Source organism: Bradyrhizobium sp. STM 3566 (assembly GCF_045571445.1).
Taxonomy (GTDB): domain Bacteria; phylum Pseudomonadota; class Alphaproteobacteria; order Rhizobiales; family Xanthobacteraceae; genus Bradyrhizobium; species Bradyrhizobium vignae.
Genome location: NZ_CP120692.1, coordinates 7,150,383 through 7,165,968 on the forward strand (window position 1 = coordinate 7,150,383; position 15,586 = coordinate 7,165,968).

General features: G+C 64.0%; 13 protein-coding genes. 5 read left to right on the forward strand and 8 right to left on the reverse strand.

The window, feature by feature from the left end:
- Positions 1-29 precede the first annotated feature (29 nt).
- Positions 30-233 (reverse strand): hypothetical protein, encoded by a 204-nt coding sequence (locus P6U27_RS33975; protein ID WP_122405766.1) that lies wholly within the window; start codon positions 231-233, stop codon positions 30-32.
- A gap of 201 nt (positions 234-434) precedes the next feature.
- Between P6U27_RS33975 and P6U27_RS33980 the strand changes: the two genes are divergently transcribed.
- Complete coding sequence (locus P6U27_RS33980; protein WP_129145002.1) at positions 435-1,808, forward strand: M17 family metallopeptidase; 1,374 nt, start codon at positions 435-437, stop codon at positions 1,806-1,808.
- The gene (locus P6U27_RS33985; protein ID WP_129145001.1) at positions 1,801-2,655 is read left to right on the forward strand and encodes a C40 family peptidase; all 855 of its coding nucleotides are present in this window, start codon (positions 1,801-1,803) and stop codon (positions 2,653-2,655) included. Before P6U27_RS33980 ends, P6U27_RS33985 begins: the two co-directional genes overlap by 8 nt.
- A 127-nt stretch (positions 2,656-2,782) precedes the next feature.
- Here the strand turns inward: P6U27_RS33985 and P6U27_RS33990 are convergent, their stop codons facing one another.
- The 6 genes from P6U27_RS33990 to P6U27_RS34015 all read right to left on the reverse strand — a co-directional run bounded on the left by P6U27_RS33990 (position 2,783) and on the right by P6U27_RS34015 (position 11,279).
- On the reverse strand, positions 2,783-4,420 hold the full coding sequence (locus P6U27_RS33990) for an ABC transporter ATP-binding protein (RefSeq protein WP_162500460.1): 1,638 nt from the start codon (positions 4,418-4,420) through the stop codon (positions 2,783-2,785).
- Between the two features lie 4 nt (positions 4,421-4,424).
- Complete coding sequence (locus P6U27_RS33995) at positions 4,425-5,603, reverse strand: ABC transporter permease (RefSeq protein WP_122405769.1); 1,179 nt, start codon at positions 5,601-5,603, stop codon at positions 4,425-4,427.
- A complete protein-coding gene (locus P6U27_RS34000) occupies positions 5,603-6,712 on the reverse strand; it encodes a microcin C ABC transporter permease YejB (RefSeq protein ID WP_122405770.1) in 1,110 nt (369 codons plus the stop codon). Before P6U27_RS34000 ends, P6U27_RS33995 begins: the two co-directional genes overlap by 1 nt.
- A gap of 2 nt (positions 6,713-6,714) precedes the next feature.
- On the reverse strand, positions 6,715-8,601 hold the full coding sequence (locus P6U27_RS34005) for an extracellular solute-binding protein (protein ID WP_407193411.1): 1,887 nt from the start codon (positions 8,599-8,601) through the stop codon (positions 6,715-6,717).
- A gap of 14 nt (positions 8,602-8,615) precedes the next feature.
- Positions 8,616-10,514 (reverse strand): extracellular solute-binding protein, encoded by a 1,899-nt coding sequence (locus P6U27_RS34010; RefSeq protein ID WP_129144999.1) that lies wholly within the window; start codon positions 10,512-10,514, stop codon positions 8,616-8,618.
- A gap of 210 nt (positions 10,515-10,724) precedes the next feature.
- The gene (locus P6U27_RS34015) at positions 10,725-11,279 is read right to left on the reverse strand and encodes a cytochrome c family protein (protein WP_122405773.1); all 555 of its coding nucleotides are present in this window, start codon (positions 11,277-11,279) and stop codon (positions 10,725-10,727) included.
- Positions 11,280-11,514: 235 nt separating this feature from the next.
- Here P6U27_RS34015 and P6U27_RS34020 point away from each other — a divergent pair, with 235 nt between their 5' ends.
- On the forward strand, positions 11,515-12,255 hold the full coding sequence (locus P6U27_RS34020) for a 3-deoxy-manno-octulosonate cytidylyltransferase (protein ID WP_122405774.1): 741 nt from the start codon (positions 11,515-11,517) through the stop codon (positions 12,253-12,255).
- Positions 12,256-12,276: 21 nt separating this feature from the next.
- On the forward strand, positions 12,277-13,134 hold the full coding sequence (locus P6U27_RS34025) for a prephenate dehydratase (RefSeq protein WP_122405775.1): 858 nt from the start codon (positions 12,277-12,279) through the stop codon (positions 13,132-13,134).
- A gap of 104 nt (positions 13,135-13,238) precedes the next feature.
- Here the strand turns inward: P6U27_RS34025 and P6U27_RS34030 are convergent, their stop codons facing one another.
- Positions 13,239-14,264, reverse strand: coding sequence for an LLM class flavin-dependent oxidoreductase (locus P6U27_RS34030; RefSeq protein WP_129144997.1), 1,026 nt, complete (start codon positions 14,262-14,264; stop codon positions 13,239-13,241).
- A 397-nt stretch (positions 14,265-14,661) separates the two neighbouring features.
- Here P6U27_RS34030 and metF point away from each other — a divergent pair, with 397 nt between their 5' ends.
- Positions 14,662-15,582: a methylenetetrahydrofolate reductase [NAD(P)H] gene (gene metF / locus P6U27_RS34035; protein ID WP_164937098.1), complete on the forward strand. Its 921-nt coding sequence runs from the start codon at positions 14,662-14,664 to the stop codon at positions 15,580-15,582.
- The last annotated feature ends 4 nt before the right edge of the window (positions 15,583-15,586 follow it).

Consider the following 15,586-nt stretch of genomic DNA (forward strand, 5'->3'; position numbering starts at 1 on the left):
TCCGCCGAGGACGGTTTCGTCTCGCCAGGTCAATATTCGACGGCGAGCCGCTTGCGGATTTCGTCTACGCGCTTGTCGAGCGCGTCGAACCGCGCGTGCACGGAGCGGTCGTGGAGATAGAAGACGTAGCCGCCGGCAAGGAACGCGAAGATCCAATGGTGATGCTCGACATAGCCAAAAATCGCCTCGATGGCCTGGCCGATGAACGTGACCACGCTCCACACGAATTCCATCGCATTTCCTCCCGGCGCTTCCTCATCGGTCGCCGGCGATCTCCACTTCAGGCGGCCGCTCTCCGGAACCTAGCATGGCCTCCCTGCGGCGAGTAGCGGCTCGCTGAACGGTGACGGCAAAGCCGATTGCAGCGGCGGCGAAACTCTGCGAAGTCTGGTCCGTTCGCATGACCCGCTTGATCCGACGATCCGGACCCGCCAATGCCTTCTGTCTTCGAGACCTCACCCACCGCCACCCCGATCACCTTCGTCACCAAGTCGAGCTGGGATCAGGTCGCCGAGACGCTGCCACCGGCGCACCGCCAGTTCGCAAGGGCGAGCGCCTTTGCCGCCAAGCCACGCAGCTATCTGGCGCTGCCCGCGCCGGATGGCGCGATCGCGCAGGTGCTGTTCGGCCTCGAGGACGAGGGCGCCAGATCGCGCGACCTGTTCCGGCCGGGCGCCCTGCCCGGCCTGCTGCCGCCCGGCACCTATCGCTTTGCCAATGCACCGCACGATGCGCGACTGGCGGCGCTCGCCTTCGCACTGGGCTGCTACCGCTTTGCCCGCTACCGCAAGGCTGATCGCCCCGAGGTCCGGCTGGTCCCACCTGATGGTGTCGACCCGGCCGAGATCGAGCGTATTGCCGATGCCGCGATGCTCGCGCGCGACCTCATCAACACGCCGTCCAACGACATGGGCCCGTCGGAGCTCGCGGCGGCCGCGCAGGCGCTCGCGGCCGAGTTCGGGGCAAGCTTCGCCTGCACAATCGGCGAGGATCTGAAGACGAATTTCCCGCTGATCCACGCCGTCGGCATGGCCTCGAGCCGCGCGCCACGGCTGATCGACATCGGCTGGGGCGATCCCGATCATCCCAAGGTGACGCTGGTCGGCAAGGGCGTGTGTTTCGACACCGGCGGCCTCGACCTGAAGCCGTCGAGCGGCATGCTGATCATGAAGAAGGACATGGGCGGCGCCGCCAACGTGCTGGCGCTGGCGCGCATGGTGATGGATGCGAAGCTGAAGGTGCGGCTGCGCGTGCTGATCCCGGCGGTGGAGAATGCGGTCGCCGGAAATGCGTTCCGCCCGCTCGACATTTTTACCTCGCGCAAGGGCATCACGGTCGAGATCGGCAACACGGATGCGGAAGGACGCCTGGTGCTCGCCGATGCGCTGGCGCTGGCCGACGAGGAGAAGCCGGACCTGCTGATCGACCTGGGCACGCTGACCGGCGCGGCGCGCGTCGCGCTGGGGCCGGACCTGCCGCCCTTCTACACCAATGATGAGACGCTGGCCGTCGACGTCGCGCGCTGCGCGGCGAAGGAGAACGATCCGTTGTGGCGCATGCCGCTGTGGCCGCCTTACGATTCCTGGCTGGACTCCAAGACGGCGACCATCACCAATGCGCCGTCGGGCGGCTTTGCCGGCTCGATCACCTGCGCCCTGTTCCTGCAGCGCTTCGTCGAGCACGCCAAGAGCTGGTTGCATGTCGACATCTACGGCTGGACGCCGTCGGCGAAGCCGGCGCGGCCCGAAGGCGGCGAGTGCCAGGCCGCGCGCGCCATCTACGCATTGCTGAGCGAGCGCTATGCGTGATCCAGGACACGATCCAAGGCTGACGCCGGCGCGGGGCGACATCGCCGCGAAATATCTCGAAGGCAAGGTTGCGGCGGAGCGCTTCGTCACCGGCGAAGAATTCGAGGTCATCGACGCGCTCGCGCCGTTACGCGAGCAGCCATCCTCGAATGCGATGCTGATGACGGAGGCGCTGCGGGGCGAGCGCGTCGCGGTCTACGACCGCAACGGCGAAGGCTGGGCCTGGGGCCAGCTCAATGGCGACGGCTATGTCGGCTGGCTGCCCGACGCGGCGCTGTTGAAACCGACGGCCGCGCCGACGCACAAGGTCAGCGCACTCCGGACGTTTGCGTTTCCCGGCCCGTCGATCAAGCTGCCGCCGGCTGCCACGCTGGTCCTGGGATCAAGGCTCACGATCGCGCGCGAGGACGGGGCCTTCGCGGTGACGCGGGACGGAACGTTCTTGCCACGGACTCATCTCGCGCCGCTCGATCATTACGAGCCGGATTTCGTCGCAGTGGCCGAGCGCTTCGTTGGCACACCTTACCTCTGGGGCGGCAAGAGCAGTTTTGGCATCGATTGCTCGGGGCTGGTCCAGGTCTCGCTGGCATCAGCCGGGATCGGCTGCCCGCGCGACAGCGACATGCAGCTCGCCGGTCTCGGCCGTGCGCTGGAGCCGCATGAGCGGAGCAGCCTGCTGCGTGGCGATCTGATCTTCTGGAAGGGCCATGTCGCCATCGTCCGCGACGGCAGCACCATGGTTCACGCCAATGCCCATCACATGGCGACCGTGATCGAACCGATCGAGCCCGCGATTGCGCGGATCAAGCAGGCCGGCAGCGAGGTCGTCGCGATCAAGCGGCTCTGATTGTTCTTGTGATTCCGGGGCACGCGCATCGCGCCTGAACTATGGTGCGCAATTGCGCACCTGAGCACCTCGCACCATAATCTCTGGGTTCCGGGTTCGCGCTGCGCGCGCCCCGGAATCACGAACGCTACGTCGCGACCGCCCCGTTCCCCGCGGTCTCCAGCCGGAACGCGGCCGCGAACAGCGCGCGCGTGTAATCCGTCTTCGGATTCCGAAACAGCTCGGCCGCCTGCCCCTCCTCGACCACCTTGCCGCCGCGCATCACGATGAGATGGCTGGCGAGCGAGGCGACGACGCGTAAGTCGTGCGAGATGAACATGTAGGTGAGGTCGCGCTTGCGCTGGAGCTCGCGCAGCAGATCGACCATCTGCGCCTGGAACAGCATGTCGAGCGCGCTGGTCGGCTCGTCCAGCACGACGAAATCCGGCTCCAGCACCACCGCCCGCGCGATGCTGATGCGCTGGCGCTGGCCACCCGAGAATTCATGCGGATAGCGGAAGCGCGTCTCCGGATCGAGCCCGACATCCTCCAGCGCCTTGACGACGCGTGCCTCGCGCTCCTCACGCGACAGCTTCGGCTGATGCACCGACAGGCCCTCGGCGACGATGTCGGCGACCGACATGCGCGGTGAGAGCGAGCCGAACGGATCCTGGAACACGATCTGCATGTCGCGCCGGAAGGGGCGCATCTCCTTGAAGCGCAGGCCCTGGATGTCCTTGCCTAAGAACACGATACGGCCATTCGAGGAGATCAGCCGCAGCAGTGCGAGCCCCAGCGTGGTCTTGCCCGAGCCGGATTCGCCGACCACCCCGAGCGTCTCGCCCTTACGCACGGCGACGCTGACGCCATCGACTGCCTTGATGTGGCCGACCGTCTTGCGCATCAGGCCGCGCCTGATCGGGAACCAGACTTTGAGATCATCGGCCGACATCACCACCGGCGCACTCGGCTGCGGCGGCGCGGGATCCGGCTTCGGCTCCGCGGCGAGCAGGTCGCGCGTATAGGGATGTTTCGGGGTCTTGAAGACCTGCTCGACCGGCCCCTGTTCGACGATCACGCCGCCCTTCATGACGCACACGGTATCGGCGATGCGGCGGACGATGCCGAGATCGTGGGTGATGAACAAGAGGCTCATGCCGAGCCGCGAACGGATCTCGGCGAGCAGCGCCAGGATCTGCGCCTGCACGGTGACGTCGAGCGCCGTGGTCGGCTCGTCCGCGATCAACAGATCCGGCTCGTTGGCGAGCGCCATCGCGATCATCACGCGCTGGCGCTGACCGCCGGAGAGCTGGTGCGGATAGCTCTTCAGCCGCGTCTCGGGCTCGGGGATGCCGACCTGCGTGAGCAGCTCCAGCGTCCGTCTGCGCGCCTCGGCATTGCTGGTCGGATTATGCAGCTGGATGATCTCGCCAATCTGCGCCTCGATCGTGTGCAACGGATTGAGCGAGGTCATCGGCTCCTGGAAGATGATGGAGATGTCGCTGCCTCTGATCTCCCGCATCTGCCGCTCGGATTGCTCGATCAGCTCCTGCCCCTTGAAACGGATGCTGCCCGAAGGATGGGAGGCGTTCGGGTACGGCAGCAGCTTGAGGATCGAGAGCGCGCTGACCGACTTGCCGGAGCCGGACTCGCCGACCAGCGCGACGCATTCGCCGCGCTTGATCTGGAACGAGACCTTGTCGACCGCGAGCGTGGTGGCGCCGGCCTGATGGAAGGCCACCGAGAGATCGCGCACGCTGAGCAGGGGCTGGTTGATGGCGTCCATGACCTTACCTGAACGTCTTGCGCGGATCGAAGGCGTCGCGCACGGCTTCGCCGATGAAGATCAACAGCGACAGCATGATCGCAACCGAGAAGAAACCTGAGAAGCCGAGCCACGGTGCCTGCACGTTGGCCTTGGCCTGCGACAGCAGCTCGCCGAGCGAAGGTGAGCCCGGTGGCAGGCCGAAGCCGAGGAAATCGAGGGCCGTCAGTGTCATCACCGAGCTCGACACGATGAAGGGCAGGAAGGTCATGGTCGCGACCATCGCGTTCGGCAGCAAGTGACGGAACATGATGACCGGGTTGGACACGCCGAGCGCCCGCGCCGCCTGGATGTATTCGAAATTGCGCCCGCGCAGGAATTCGGCCCGCACCAGACCGACCAACGAGACCCAGGAGAACAGCAGGAGGATTCCGAGCAGCACGAAGAAGCCGGGCACGAGGACCGAGGACAGGATCAGGAGAAGATAGAGCGAGGGAATCGCCGTCCAGATCTCGATGAAGCGCTGGAAGATGAGATCGACCCGGCCGCCGAAATAGCCTTGCACCGCTCCCGCCGCGATGCCGATAACGGACGAAACGATGGTGAGACAAAGGCCGAACAGCACCGAGATGCGGAAGCCATAGATCAATCGCGCCACCACGTCGCGGCCCTGATCGTCGGTGCCGAGCCAGTTGTATTCGAGGTCGCGGCAGCTCTTCAGCCCCTTCTTCTCCACCACCGGCTTGCACTGCTTCTCCGTCAGCATCCAGGTTGGCGGCGACGGTGCCGGTGTCGGCAGGTCGAGATTATGCGTGTCGTAGGAATAGCGGATCAGCGGCCAGACGATGGTGCCGCCCTTGTCCTTGATCAGCTTCTGCAAATAGGGATCGCGGTAGTCCGCCGCCGTCTCGAAATCGCCGCCGAAGGTCGTCTCAGAATAGGTCACGAAGGCCGGCCAATAGAGACGGCCGTCGAATTTGATCAGGAAGGGCCGATCATTGGCGATCAGTTCCGCAAACAGCGAGACCACGAACAAGCCGATGAAAATCCAGAACGACCAATAGCCGCGCCGGTTGGCCTTGAAGTTCTGCCAACGCCGCCTGTTGAGTGGCGAAGGCGCGTAGGGCTTGCGCGTGATCGGTACGACCCCTCCCAGCGGAGACTTGGCCGTGGTCTCGATCGGTGTCGGCGCGGTAATCGTCATCAGACCTCCCGCGCCTCGAAGTCGATCCGAGGGTCGATCCACATATAGGTCAGGTCGGAGATCAAATTGATCACGAGACCGACCAGCGAAAAGATGTAGAGCGTGCCGAACACCACCGGGTAGTCGCGGTTGAGCACGCTCTCGAAGCTGAGCAGCCCGAGCCCATCCAGCGAGAAGATGGTCTCGATCAGCAGCGAGCCGGAAAAAAAGGCGTGGATGAAGGTTCCGGGGAAGCCGGCGATCACGATCAGCATGGCGTTGCGGAAGACGTGGCCATAGAGCACCCGGCTCTCGGTGCAGCCCTTGGCCCGCGCAGTCATGACGTATTGCTTGCGGATCTCGTCCAGGAACGAGTTCTTGGTCAGGAACGTCATGGTGGTGAACGCGCCAAGCCCCATGGCGATCAGCGGCAGCGTCAGGTGCCAGAAGTAATCGAGGATCTTCCAGTACCAGGGAAACTGCGACCAACCGTCCGAGGTCAGTCCGCGTAGCGGGAACCAGTTGAAGAAGGAGCCGCCGGCAAACAGGATGATCAGGAGGATCGCAAACAGGAAACCGGGAATCGCATAGCCGAGCACGAGCACTGTCGATGTCCAGGTGTCGAATCGCGTGCCGTCCTTCACCGCCTTGCGGATGCCGAGTGGAATCGAGATCAGATAGGTCAGAAGCGTCAGCCACAGTCCGAGCGAGATCGAGACGGGCAGCTTCTCCTTAATGAGCTGGAGCACGCTGACGTCGCGGAAATAGCTCTTGCCGAAATCGAAGCGAGCGAAATTCCACACCATCAGCAGGAAGCGTTCCGGTGCCGGCTTGTCGAAGCCGAACTGCACCTCCAGCTTCTTGATGAAATCAGGGTCGAGCCCCTGCGCCCCCCGATATTTCGAATTGATGGCATCGCCGCCGGCACCGACCTGCCCAGGTGCGCGCTGCGCAAAATCGCCGCCGCCCGAAATGCGCGACGTGCCGCCGGTATCGGCGCCTGAGAGTTGCGCGATCACGCGCTCGACCGGGCCGCCCGGCGCGAACTGCACGACGACGAAGGACACGAAGAGGATTCCGAGCAGCGTCGGGATCATCAGGAGGATGCGGCGGGCGATATAGGCGCTCATGGCTATTTTGCCTGCTCGAGCTTGGCCGCCTTGGCGGGTTCATGCCACCAGATGTCGGGCGCGCCGACGCCGTTGGCATAGCGCGGCAATTTCTGCGGATGGCCGAACTGATCCCAATAAGCCAGCCGGTGCGTCTTGTTGTACCATTGCGGCACCCAATAGCGGCCGGCGCGGAACAGACGATCGAACGCGCGGCAGGCGATCGTCAACTCCTCGCGGCTGTCAGCCGCCATGATCTTCTCGATCATTGCATCGATCGCCGGGCTGGCGACGCCCGCGAGATTGTACGAGCCCTTGGTGTTCGCCACCTGCGAGGAGAAGAACGCGCGCATGGCATCGCCTGGCGTCGCCGACATGCTGAAGCGCTGGATGGTCATGTCGAAATCGAAATCTTCCTGGCGCGCCTTGTGTTGCACGGCATCGACGAGACGCACGCTCGCCTCGATGCCGAGCGTCGCCAGATTCTTGATGTAGGGCGCATGGTGCGGCTGGAACGAGGGCTCATCCAGCAGGAACTCGATCCTGAACACCTCGCCATTCGGCAGCACCCGCTTGCCGTCCTTGATCGGCACGCCGGCTTCGTTCAGCAGTTGCTGCGCCTTGCGCAACAGGCTGCGGTCTTGCCCGGAGCCGTCTGACACCGGAGGCGTAAACGGCGCAGCGAACACTTCGTCGGGAACCTGACCGCGGAAGGATTCGAGCAGCTTGAGCTCCTCCTGCGAAGGAGGCCCATCGCCCGCCATGAGGTCCGAGTTCTGGAACGGCGACACGGTACGGGCATAAGCCCCGTACATGATGGTCTTGTTGGTCCATTCGAAATCGAAGGCGTTGATCAGGGCCTCGCGCACGCGCGCGTCCTTGAACTTGTCGCGCCGCGTGTTGATGAACCAGCCTTGCGCGCCGGACGGCGTGTCGTCGGGCACGACCTCCAGCTTGACGCGGCCATCCTTCGCGGCCGGGAAGTCATAGCGTGTCGCCCAGATGCGCGAGGTGAACTCCTCGCGGTAGAGATAGCTCTTGCCGGTGAAACCCTCGAAGGCGACATCGCGGTCGCGATAGAACTCATAGCGCACGACATCGAAATTGTAGGTGCCGCGGCAGGGCGGCAGATCGGCAGCCCACCAGTCCTTCACCCGCTCAAACTCGATATAGCGATTGACCTCGAACTTGCCGACCTTGTACGGACCCGAGCCCAGCGGAGTCTCCAGAGACGATTCATCGAACGGGCGAGACGCGTAGTACGCATTCGAAAAGATCGGAAGCCCGGCGACATAGAGCGGCACGTCGCGGGCGCGTCCCTTGGCAAACGTGACGACGAGCGTCGCATCGTCGAGCGCTTCGGCGCTGACCATGTCGCGCATCTGCACGATGATGAGCGGATGGCCCTTGGTCTTCAGCGCCGTCAGCGAGAACGCCGCATCATGCGCAGTGAGCTTCGTGCCGTCGTGGAATTTCGCCTCGGGCCGCATGGTGAAGCGATAGACCAGCTTGTCCGGCGATATCCGCACGGATTGGGCGGCCAGCCCGTACATCGCATCGGGCTCGTCGTTTGCGCGGACCATCAGCGGTGCAAACGTCATGTCCATGCCCTGCGCGCCGTCGCCCTTCAGGATGAAAGCGTTGAGCGAGTTGAAGGTCTGGTAGGACTGGTTGTACGAGCGCACCGACGGGATCAGCGAGAACGTGCCTCCCTTCGGCGCGTCGACATTGACGTAATCGAAATGATGGAAGTCGGCCGGATATTTGAGATCGCCGAACGCCGAGATGCCGTGCGCCTCGGTCGCCGCTTCCGACGCTCGCGCACTGCGTAGCGGCTGCGCACCCAGCGACGCCCCGAGGGCGCCGCCAACGCCCAAGACCAACACATGGCGGCGTGACATCTGCGTCATGCGGGGGTTGTCCTTCACGACTTCTTTGCGATCCGCGCTGCCTTCTCTGCGTCATACCACCAGATGAACGGGAAGCCGGACAGACCATATCTGGGCAATTCCCCCGGCCGGCCGAAGCGATCCCAGCGCGCGGTGCGCAGCTTTGGATAATTCCACTGCGGCACGACGTAGTGATTCCACAGCAGCACGCGGTCGAGCGCCTTGGTCGCGGCGACGAGATCGTCGCGATCGGTGGCGTAGATGACCCGCTCGATCAGCTTGTCAACCGCCGGATTCTTGATGCCGGCAAGATTGCGCGAGCCGGCGATGTCGGCCGTCTTGGAGGACCAGAATTCGCGCTGCTCATTGCCCGGCGACTGCGATTCGGGCCAGGAGTTGGTGACCATGTCGAAATCCCACTCGCGGGTCCTGTTCTCGTATTGAGTTGGATCGACGGTACGCACGCTGACGGCAATCCCGAGCCGCTCCAGCGAGGGCTTGTAAAACAGCGCGATCCGCTCGAAGCTCGGATCCGAATTCAGCAGTTCCAGAGAGAACTGGGCACCGGTCTTGACGTCGATCAGCCTGCGGTCGCGCACCTCGTAGCCCGCCTCCTTGAAGAGGCGCAGCGCCTCGCGAAGATTGTCGCGCACGGCCTCGGGGCTGCCGCCGACCGGATTGGTGTAGGCGGTGGTGAAGACTTCGGGCGGGACCTGGGCGCGGACGGTCTCGAGGATCTCGAGCTCCTTCCCCTGTGGCAGGCCGGTCGCCATCAGATCTTCGATCCCGTCGAAATAGCTGCTGATGCGCTTGTACTGACCGTAGAAGATCTGCTTGTTCATCTCCTCGAAGTCGAACGCGTAGTTGAGCGCGCGACGCACGCGGGGATCGCTGAACTTGGCGCGGCGCAGGTTCGGCACGAAGGCCTGCATCACGCCCGAGCTGCGATTGGGGAATTCCTCGAGGATCACGCGCTTTTCGGTCACCGCCGGGAAATCGTAGGCTGTCGCCCAGTTCTTCGCGCTGTTCTCGGTGCGCCAATCGACCTGGTCGGCCTTGAAGGCCTCGATCGCGACAGTGGCGTCGCGGAAGTATTCGTAGCGCAGCTCGTCGAAATTGTTGCGGCCGACATTGGCAGGCAGATCGCCGCCCCAATAGTCCTTGACGCGCTCCAGCGCGATCGATCGTCCTGCAACGAATTCCTTGACCCGGTAAGGGCCGGAACCGAGCGGCACTTCGAGCGTCGTGGCGGAAACGTCGCGCTTGCGGCCCTGCGCGTCCGTCCCCTCCCACCAATGCTTCGGCAAGACAATAAGCTGTCCCACGATCTGCGGCAGTTCACGGTTGCCGGGTGCGTCGAAGACGAACCGCACCTCGCGCTCGCCGACCTTCTCGGCCTTTACCACATGGCTGTAGTACGCCGAGTACATCGGATGGTGCTTCTTGAAGGAATCGAGCGAGAAGATCACGTCATCCGGCGTCACGGGCTTGCCGTCATGCCATTTGGCTTGCGGCCGCAAGCGATAGGTGACGAAGGAGAAGTCATCGGGGTGGCTGACCGCTTCCGCCAGCGCGCCGTATTCGGTCGAGACCTCGTCAAGCGAGGGCGTCGTGAGGGATTCGTAGATGAAGGCGATCGCACCGGCCACCTGCCCCTTCACACCCGATACGACGATGTTGAAATTGTCGAATGTGCCGACGGCGATCTGGCGCGCCACGCCACCCTTGGGCGCGTCCGGATTGACGTAGTCGAAGCGCTTGAAATCGGCGGGGTACTTTACCTTTCCGAACAGCGACAGCGCATGGCGCCAGGGCAGCTCAGCTGCTGATTGCGCATGCGCCGAGCCGACGGCAACGCCCGCGACGGAACCAAGGGCGGGAAGCGCTGCGGCAGCAGTGCCGGTGAGCAGGAGATCGCGTCGGGTAATGGCCAAATCAACATCCCTGTCTTGAAGGAGGCTACTCCTTTAAGTTCCCAATATAGGCGAGGTTTCGACGGAATATGTTGCTTTTTCCTCATCTTGGAAGCCCCGACGACCCATCGCATGCGGCCAAACGCCCCGATAACGTCGTCGCGAGGTCCGGATAAGGAAACGGCCAGGCTTTTCAGCCCGGCCGCACATTCCGAATGAGTTCTGGAGGCCTTACTTCGACGCGGTCGGCAGCGACTGAGGATGGTCCGACAGCGAGTTCAGATAGGCAATGACGTCGGCGCGCTCGGAGTCCTTCGGAATGCCGGCGAAGCCCATCGCGGTGCCCGGAATGAAGCCCTTCGGGTTGGCAATGAACTTGTTGAGATCGTCGAAGGTCCAGGTGCCACCCTTGGCCTTCATGGCGGCCGAGAAGTTGAAGCCGCGGCCTTCGCCCTTCGGCTCGCCGACAACGCCATAGAGGTTCGGACCGACCCGATTCGGGCCACCCTTCTCGAATGTGTGGCAGGCGCCGCATTTCTTGGCGGCGGCAGCGCCCTTCTCGACGGAGGCAGTCTGGAGCAGCTTTTCGATCGGCTCGGAGGACGCTGCGGCGGCGGCACCACCTTCCTTGCCGTGGCCGGCATCTTCCTTCACCGCGATCTCAAAGCCCGGCTTTTCCGGCATCTTGGGGGAGAATAGCGCCTGGGCGGTGAAGCTCGTCACCAGCAGAACGAGACAGGTGCCGAGCACGGCACCGAGAATCTTATTGAGTTCAAAAGAGTCCATTTCCGGCCAGGCCCCACCGCAAGAAGGAAACAGCGGCCCGGATGGCCGCCAGGACGAGCCTCGGGAGAATCAAAACGTTCCTTATTGTTTCCCCGAGTTTTGTCATTGAGATATCGGTTTGCCCGGGGTCTGGCAACCCGTATAAGCGACCCGGCTTTCAGCCCGTCCCCACTCCATTTCTCGGCGCGGAAAACGCCCGGTTTCCAGGCTCTCGACCCCGGACCTTTGAACCCAAATGACCGATCCTCGCATCCTGGTGCTGATCCCGGCCCGCATGGCCGCCACCCGCCTGCCCGGCAAGCCGCTCGCCGATATCGCGGGTCTGCCGATGATCGTGCACGTGCTGCGCCGTGCCGAGGCCGCGGCAATCGGCCGGGTCGCGGTCGCCACCGACACCGACGAGATCGCCTCGGTAGTGACCGCCCATGGCGGCGAGGCCGTGATGACCCGCGCCGACCACCCCTCCGGCTCGGACCGCATTCACGAGGCCATGCAAAAGCTCGATCCTGAGGGCAAGGCCGAGATCGTGATCAATCTCCAGGGTGATTTCCCGACCATCACGCCGGCAACGATCCGCGAGGTGCTGCCGCCCTTCGACGACCCCGCGGTCGACATCGTCACATTGGCCTCGCAGATCCACACCGAGGAGGAGGACCTCGCCCCGAGCGTGGTGAAGGCTATCGGTTCGCCGATCGGGCCGAAGCGGTTGCGGGCACTTTATTTCACCCGCGCCACAGCTCCTTACGGCAACGGACCGCGATACCACCATATCGGCCTTTACGCCTATCGCCGCGCCGCGCTGGAGCGGTTCGTGTCGCTGCCGCCTTCGCCCCTGGAACGCCAGGAGAGCCTGGAACAGCTGCGGGCGGTGGAGGCCGGCATGCGCATCGACATCATGATCGTCGACAGCGTCCCCCGGGGCGTCGATACGCCGCCCGATCTCGAAACCGCGCGCAGCATCCTTTCCAAATCCTGAGCCGCTGCTACAAGGCCGACCATGAGCAAGATGAAGATCGCATTCCAGGGCGAGCCCGGAGCCAATTCCCACATCGCCATCGTCGAGGCCTATCCCGACGCCGAGCCGATGCCCTGCGCCACCTTCGAGGACGCGCTGTCGGCGATCTCCTCGGGCGAGGCCGATCTCGGCATGATTCCGATCGAGAATTCGGTCGCGGGCCGCGTTGCCGACATCCATCATCTCTTGCCGGCCTCCGGACTTTTCATCATCGGCGAATGGTTTCTGCCGGTCCGGCATCAGCTGATGGCGGTGAAGGGCACCAAGCTCGAAGACATCAAGAGCGTCGAGAGCCACGTGCATGCGCTCGGCCAGTGCCGGCGCATCATCCGCAAACTCGGCATCAAGCCGATCGTGCACGCCGACACCGCCGGCAGTGCCCGCGATATCTCCGAGCGCAAGGACAAGACCGTCGCTGCGATCGCCTCGCGCCTGGCCGCCAAGATCTACGGCCTCGACATCCTTGCCGACGACATCGAGGACGAGGCCCACAACACCACGCGCTTCGTGGTGCTGGCGCGCGAGCCGAAATGGGCGCCCCAAGGCACCGGCCCGCTCGTCACCACTTTTGTGTTCCGCGTGCGCAATTTGCCGGCGGCGCTCTACAAGGCGCTCGGCGGGTTCGCCACCAACGGCGTCAACATGACCAAGCTCGAGAGCTACATGGTCGACGGCAATTTCTTCGCCACGCAGTTTTATGCCGACGTCGACGGCCACCCCGATGACAAGGGCCTCGCCTTCGCGATCGAGGAGCTGAAATTCTTCTCGCGCGAATTCCGCATCGTCGGCGTGTATCCGGGACATCCGTTCCGGGCGACATTCAGCGAGACGCAGGATTGAAGCTGTCGTTCCGGGGCACGCCAAGCGTGAACTATGGTGCGCACTTGCGCACCTGGGAACCTCGAGATTCCGGGCTCGATGCTTCGCATCGCCCGGAATGACGATCAATCGCTTAAGCCACTTGTCCTACCAAGCCCGAACGCCTCCGCCAGCAGCGAATACGATTTCTTTCGCGCCTCGTGGTCGTACACTGCGGTGATCACCATCAGTTCGTCCGGCTTGCTCGCGTAGATCAGCGGCTGCAGCTTCTTCTGCACCGTCGCGGGGCTGCCGACGAACAGGCGCGAGCGGTTGCGCAGGATCGAGGTGCGCTCGGCGTCCGTATACGGATAGGCCATCGCCTCCTCGACGCTCGGCAGCGGCAGATATTGACCACGGTCACGGCGAAGGCGGTTGAGGTCGAAGGAAGAGGCGAGCCTTTCGGCCTCCTCGTCCGTATCGGCCGCGATGACAGCAACCGCGAGGATCGCATGCGGCGCCGCGCGCCAGGCTGAGGGCTGGAAACGGTTGCGGTAATGTACCATCGCATCGATTGCGTCGTGGGAGGCGAAATGATGGGCAAAGGCGAAGCCCATGCCGACCTGGGCGGCCAATTCCGAGGAATAATCGCTGGAGCCAAGCAGCCAGATCGGCGGCAGCCTGGTATCGTCGGGCATCGCAACGACGCTGTTGTAGGGGTGCCCAGCGGGGAATTCGCGGGTCTCCCACAGGATCAGCTCGTGCAGCCGCTCCAGGAAATCGTCGCCCTCGCGACGGTCGAGCCGGCTCCTGAGCGCGTAGGCTGTGGCGCCATCGGTGCCCGGCGCACGGCCGAGACCGAGATCGATCCGGCCGGGAAACAGCGCCTCCAGCATCTTGAAGCGCTCGGCCACGACCAGCGGCGCGTGGTTGGGCAGCATCACGCCGCCGGAGCCAACCCGGATGTGCTTCGTCACCGCCGCGATCTGCCCGATCATCACATCGGGCGCGGGGCTCGCGACGGACGCGAGGTTGTGATGCTCGGCGAGCCAGTAGCGGACATAGCCGAGCCCATCGACGTGGCGCGCCAGGTCGATGCTGTTGCGCAGCGCCGCGGCAGGCTTGGTGCCGGTGGTGACCACGGAGAGGTCGAGGACTGAGAGCGGGATCATGGCGGCTTAAGGTAATGGACGTCCGCGCAGCGGCAATGGGCCAGCTCCGCAGGTCAGATGCGTGCCAGCGGAGCGCTCGTCACGCCCGACCGAGCGGAAGGGTGGGATTGAGACAGCTACAATGACGCAATGCTGGCGCCGCCCACGTAGGAGAGAGGCGCTTAACGTCGATCAGACCCCAGCCAATGCACTGATTTGTAATAGAAATATTTTTTGCGCCGACTTCCCACTCAGATCGATCAACGTTCAATAATTCGTCAATTCCTGGCCCAAGTGGGCCACTTCCCATCCCTGATGGGCTGTCGATCCAACGGACTTTGCCCTATCTTAGGCCTCCCCGAGCTGGATGCCGCTGCTGGCCGCTGTGGCTGAGCGAGACCCTGGAGTGAGTGGTGCCATGACTGACGCGACGACGCCTGGCCAAGCCAATGGGCAAGACGGGCACCTGAAGCGGCCTGCGATTTCCTTCGAGTTCTTTCCGCCCAAGACCGAGGAGATGGAGCGCAATCTCTGGGAGACCATCAAGCGGCTCGCCCCGCTCGAGCCGAAATTCGTCTCGGTGACCTACGGCGCCGGCGGCTCGACCCGCGAGCGGACCCATTCGACCATTGCGCGCATCCTCAAAGAAACCGCGCTGCTGCCGGCGGCGCACCTGACCTGCGTCGGCGCCTCGCGCGGCGAGATCGACGCGATCGTCGACCGCTATCACGAGGTCGGCGTGCGTCACATCGTGGCCTTGCGCGGTGACCCCGTCGGCGGCATCGGAACACCCTATTCCAGCCATCCCGACGGCTATCAGAGCTCGGCCGACCTCGTCGCGGGAATCAAGAAGCGGCACGGCGATATCGAGGTGTCGGTATCCGCCTATCCCGAGAAGCACCCCGAGGCGCGCGACTTCGATGCCGATATCGACACGCTGAAGGCCAAGGTCGACGCCGGCGCGACGCGCGCGATCACCCAGGTGTTCTTCGATAACGACTTTTACTTCCGCTATCTCGACCGCGTTCGCGCGCGCGGGATCAACATTCCGATCGTGCCGGGCATCATGCCCATGCACAATTTCAAGCAGGCGCGCAATTTCGTCACCCGGAACGGCACCACCGTGCCCGACTGGCTCGCCGCGAAGTTCGAGGGCCTCGATGACGACGCCGAGACCCGCAAGCTGGTGGCGGCGACCGTCGTCGCCGGCCAGGTGCAGAAGCTCGCCAAGCACGGTGTCGATACCTTCCACTTCTACACCATGAACCGCGCCGATCTCGTGTTCGCGATCAGCCATTTGCTCGGCATCCGTGCCAAGACCGCCCAGAAGGCAGCGTAAGAGA

Coding starts and splice junctions, on each gene's coding strand:
- P6U27_RS33975 (WP_122405766.1), bottom strand. CDS start 233: ATGGAATTCGTGTGGAGCGTGGTCACGTTCATCGGCCAGGCCATCGAG.
- P6U27_RS33980 (WP_129145002.1), top strand. CDS start 435: ATGCCTTCTGTCTTCGAGACCTCACCCACCGCCACCCCGATCACCTTC.
- P6U27_RS33985 (WP_129145001.1), top strand. CDS start 1,801: ATGCGTGATCCAGGACACGATCCAAGGCTGACGCCGGCGCGGGGCGAC.
- P6U27_RS33990 (WP_162500460.1), bottom strand. CDS start 4,420: ATGGACGCCATCAACCAGCCCCTGCTCAGCGTGCGCGATCTCTCGGTG.
- P6U27_RS33995 (WP_122405769.1), bottom strand. CDS start 5,603: ATGACGATTACCGCGCCGACACCGATCGAGACCACGGCCAAGTCTCCG.
- P6U27_RS34000 (WP_122405770.1), bottom strand. CDS start 6,712: ATGAGCGCCTATATCGCCCGCCGCATCCTCCTGATGATCCCGACGCTG.
- P6U27_RS34005 (WP_407193411.1), bottom strand. CDS start 8,601: ATGACGCAGATGTCACGCCGCCATGTGTTGGTCTTGGGCGTTGGCGGC.
- P6U27_RS34015 (WP_122405773.1), bottom strand. CDS start 11,279: ATGGACTCTTTTGAACTCAATAAGATTCTCGGTGCCGTGCTCGGCACC.
- P6U27_RS34020 (WP_122405774.1), top strand. CDS start 11,515: ATGACCGATCCTCGCATCCTGGTGCTGATCCCGGCCCGCATGGCCGCC.
- P6U27_RS34025 (WP_122405775.1), top strand. CDS start 12,277: ATGAGCAAGATGAAGATCGCATTCCAGGGCGAGCCCGGAGCCAATTCC.
- P6U27_RS34030 (WP_129144997.1), bottom strand. CDS start 14,264: ATGATCCCGCTCTCAGTCCTCGACCTCTCCGTGGTCACCACCGGCACC.
- metF (WP_164937098.1), top strand. CDS start 14,662: ATGACTGACGCGACGACGCCTGGCCAAGCCAATGGGCAAGACGGGCAC.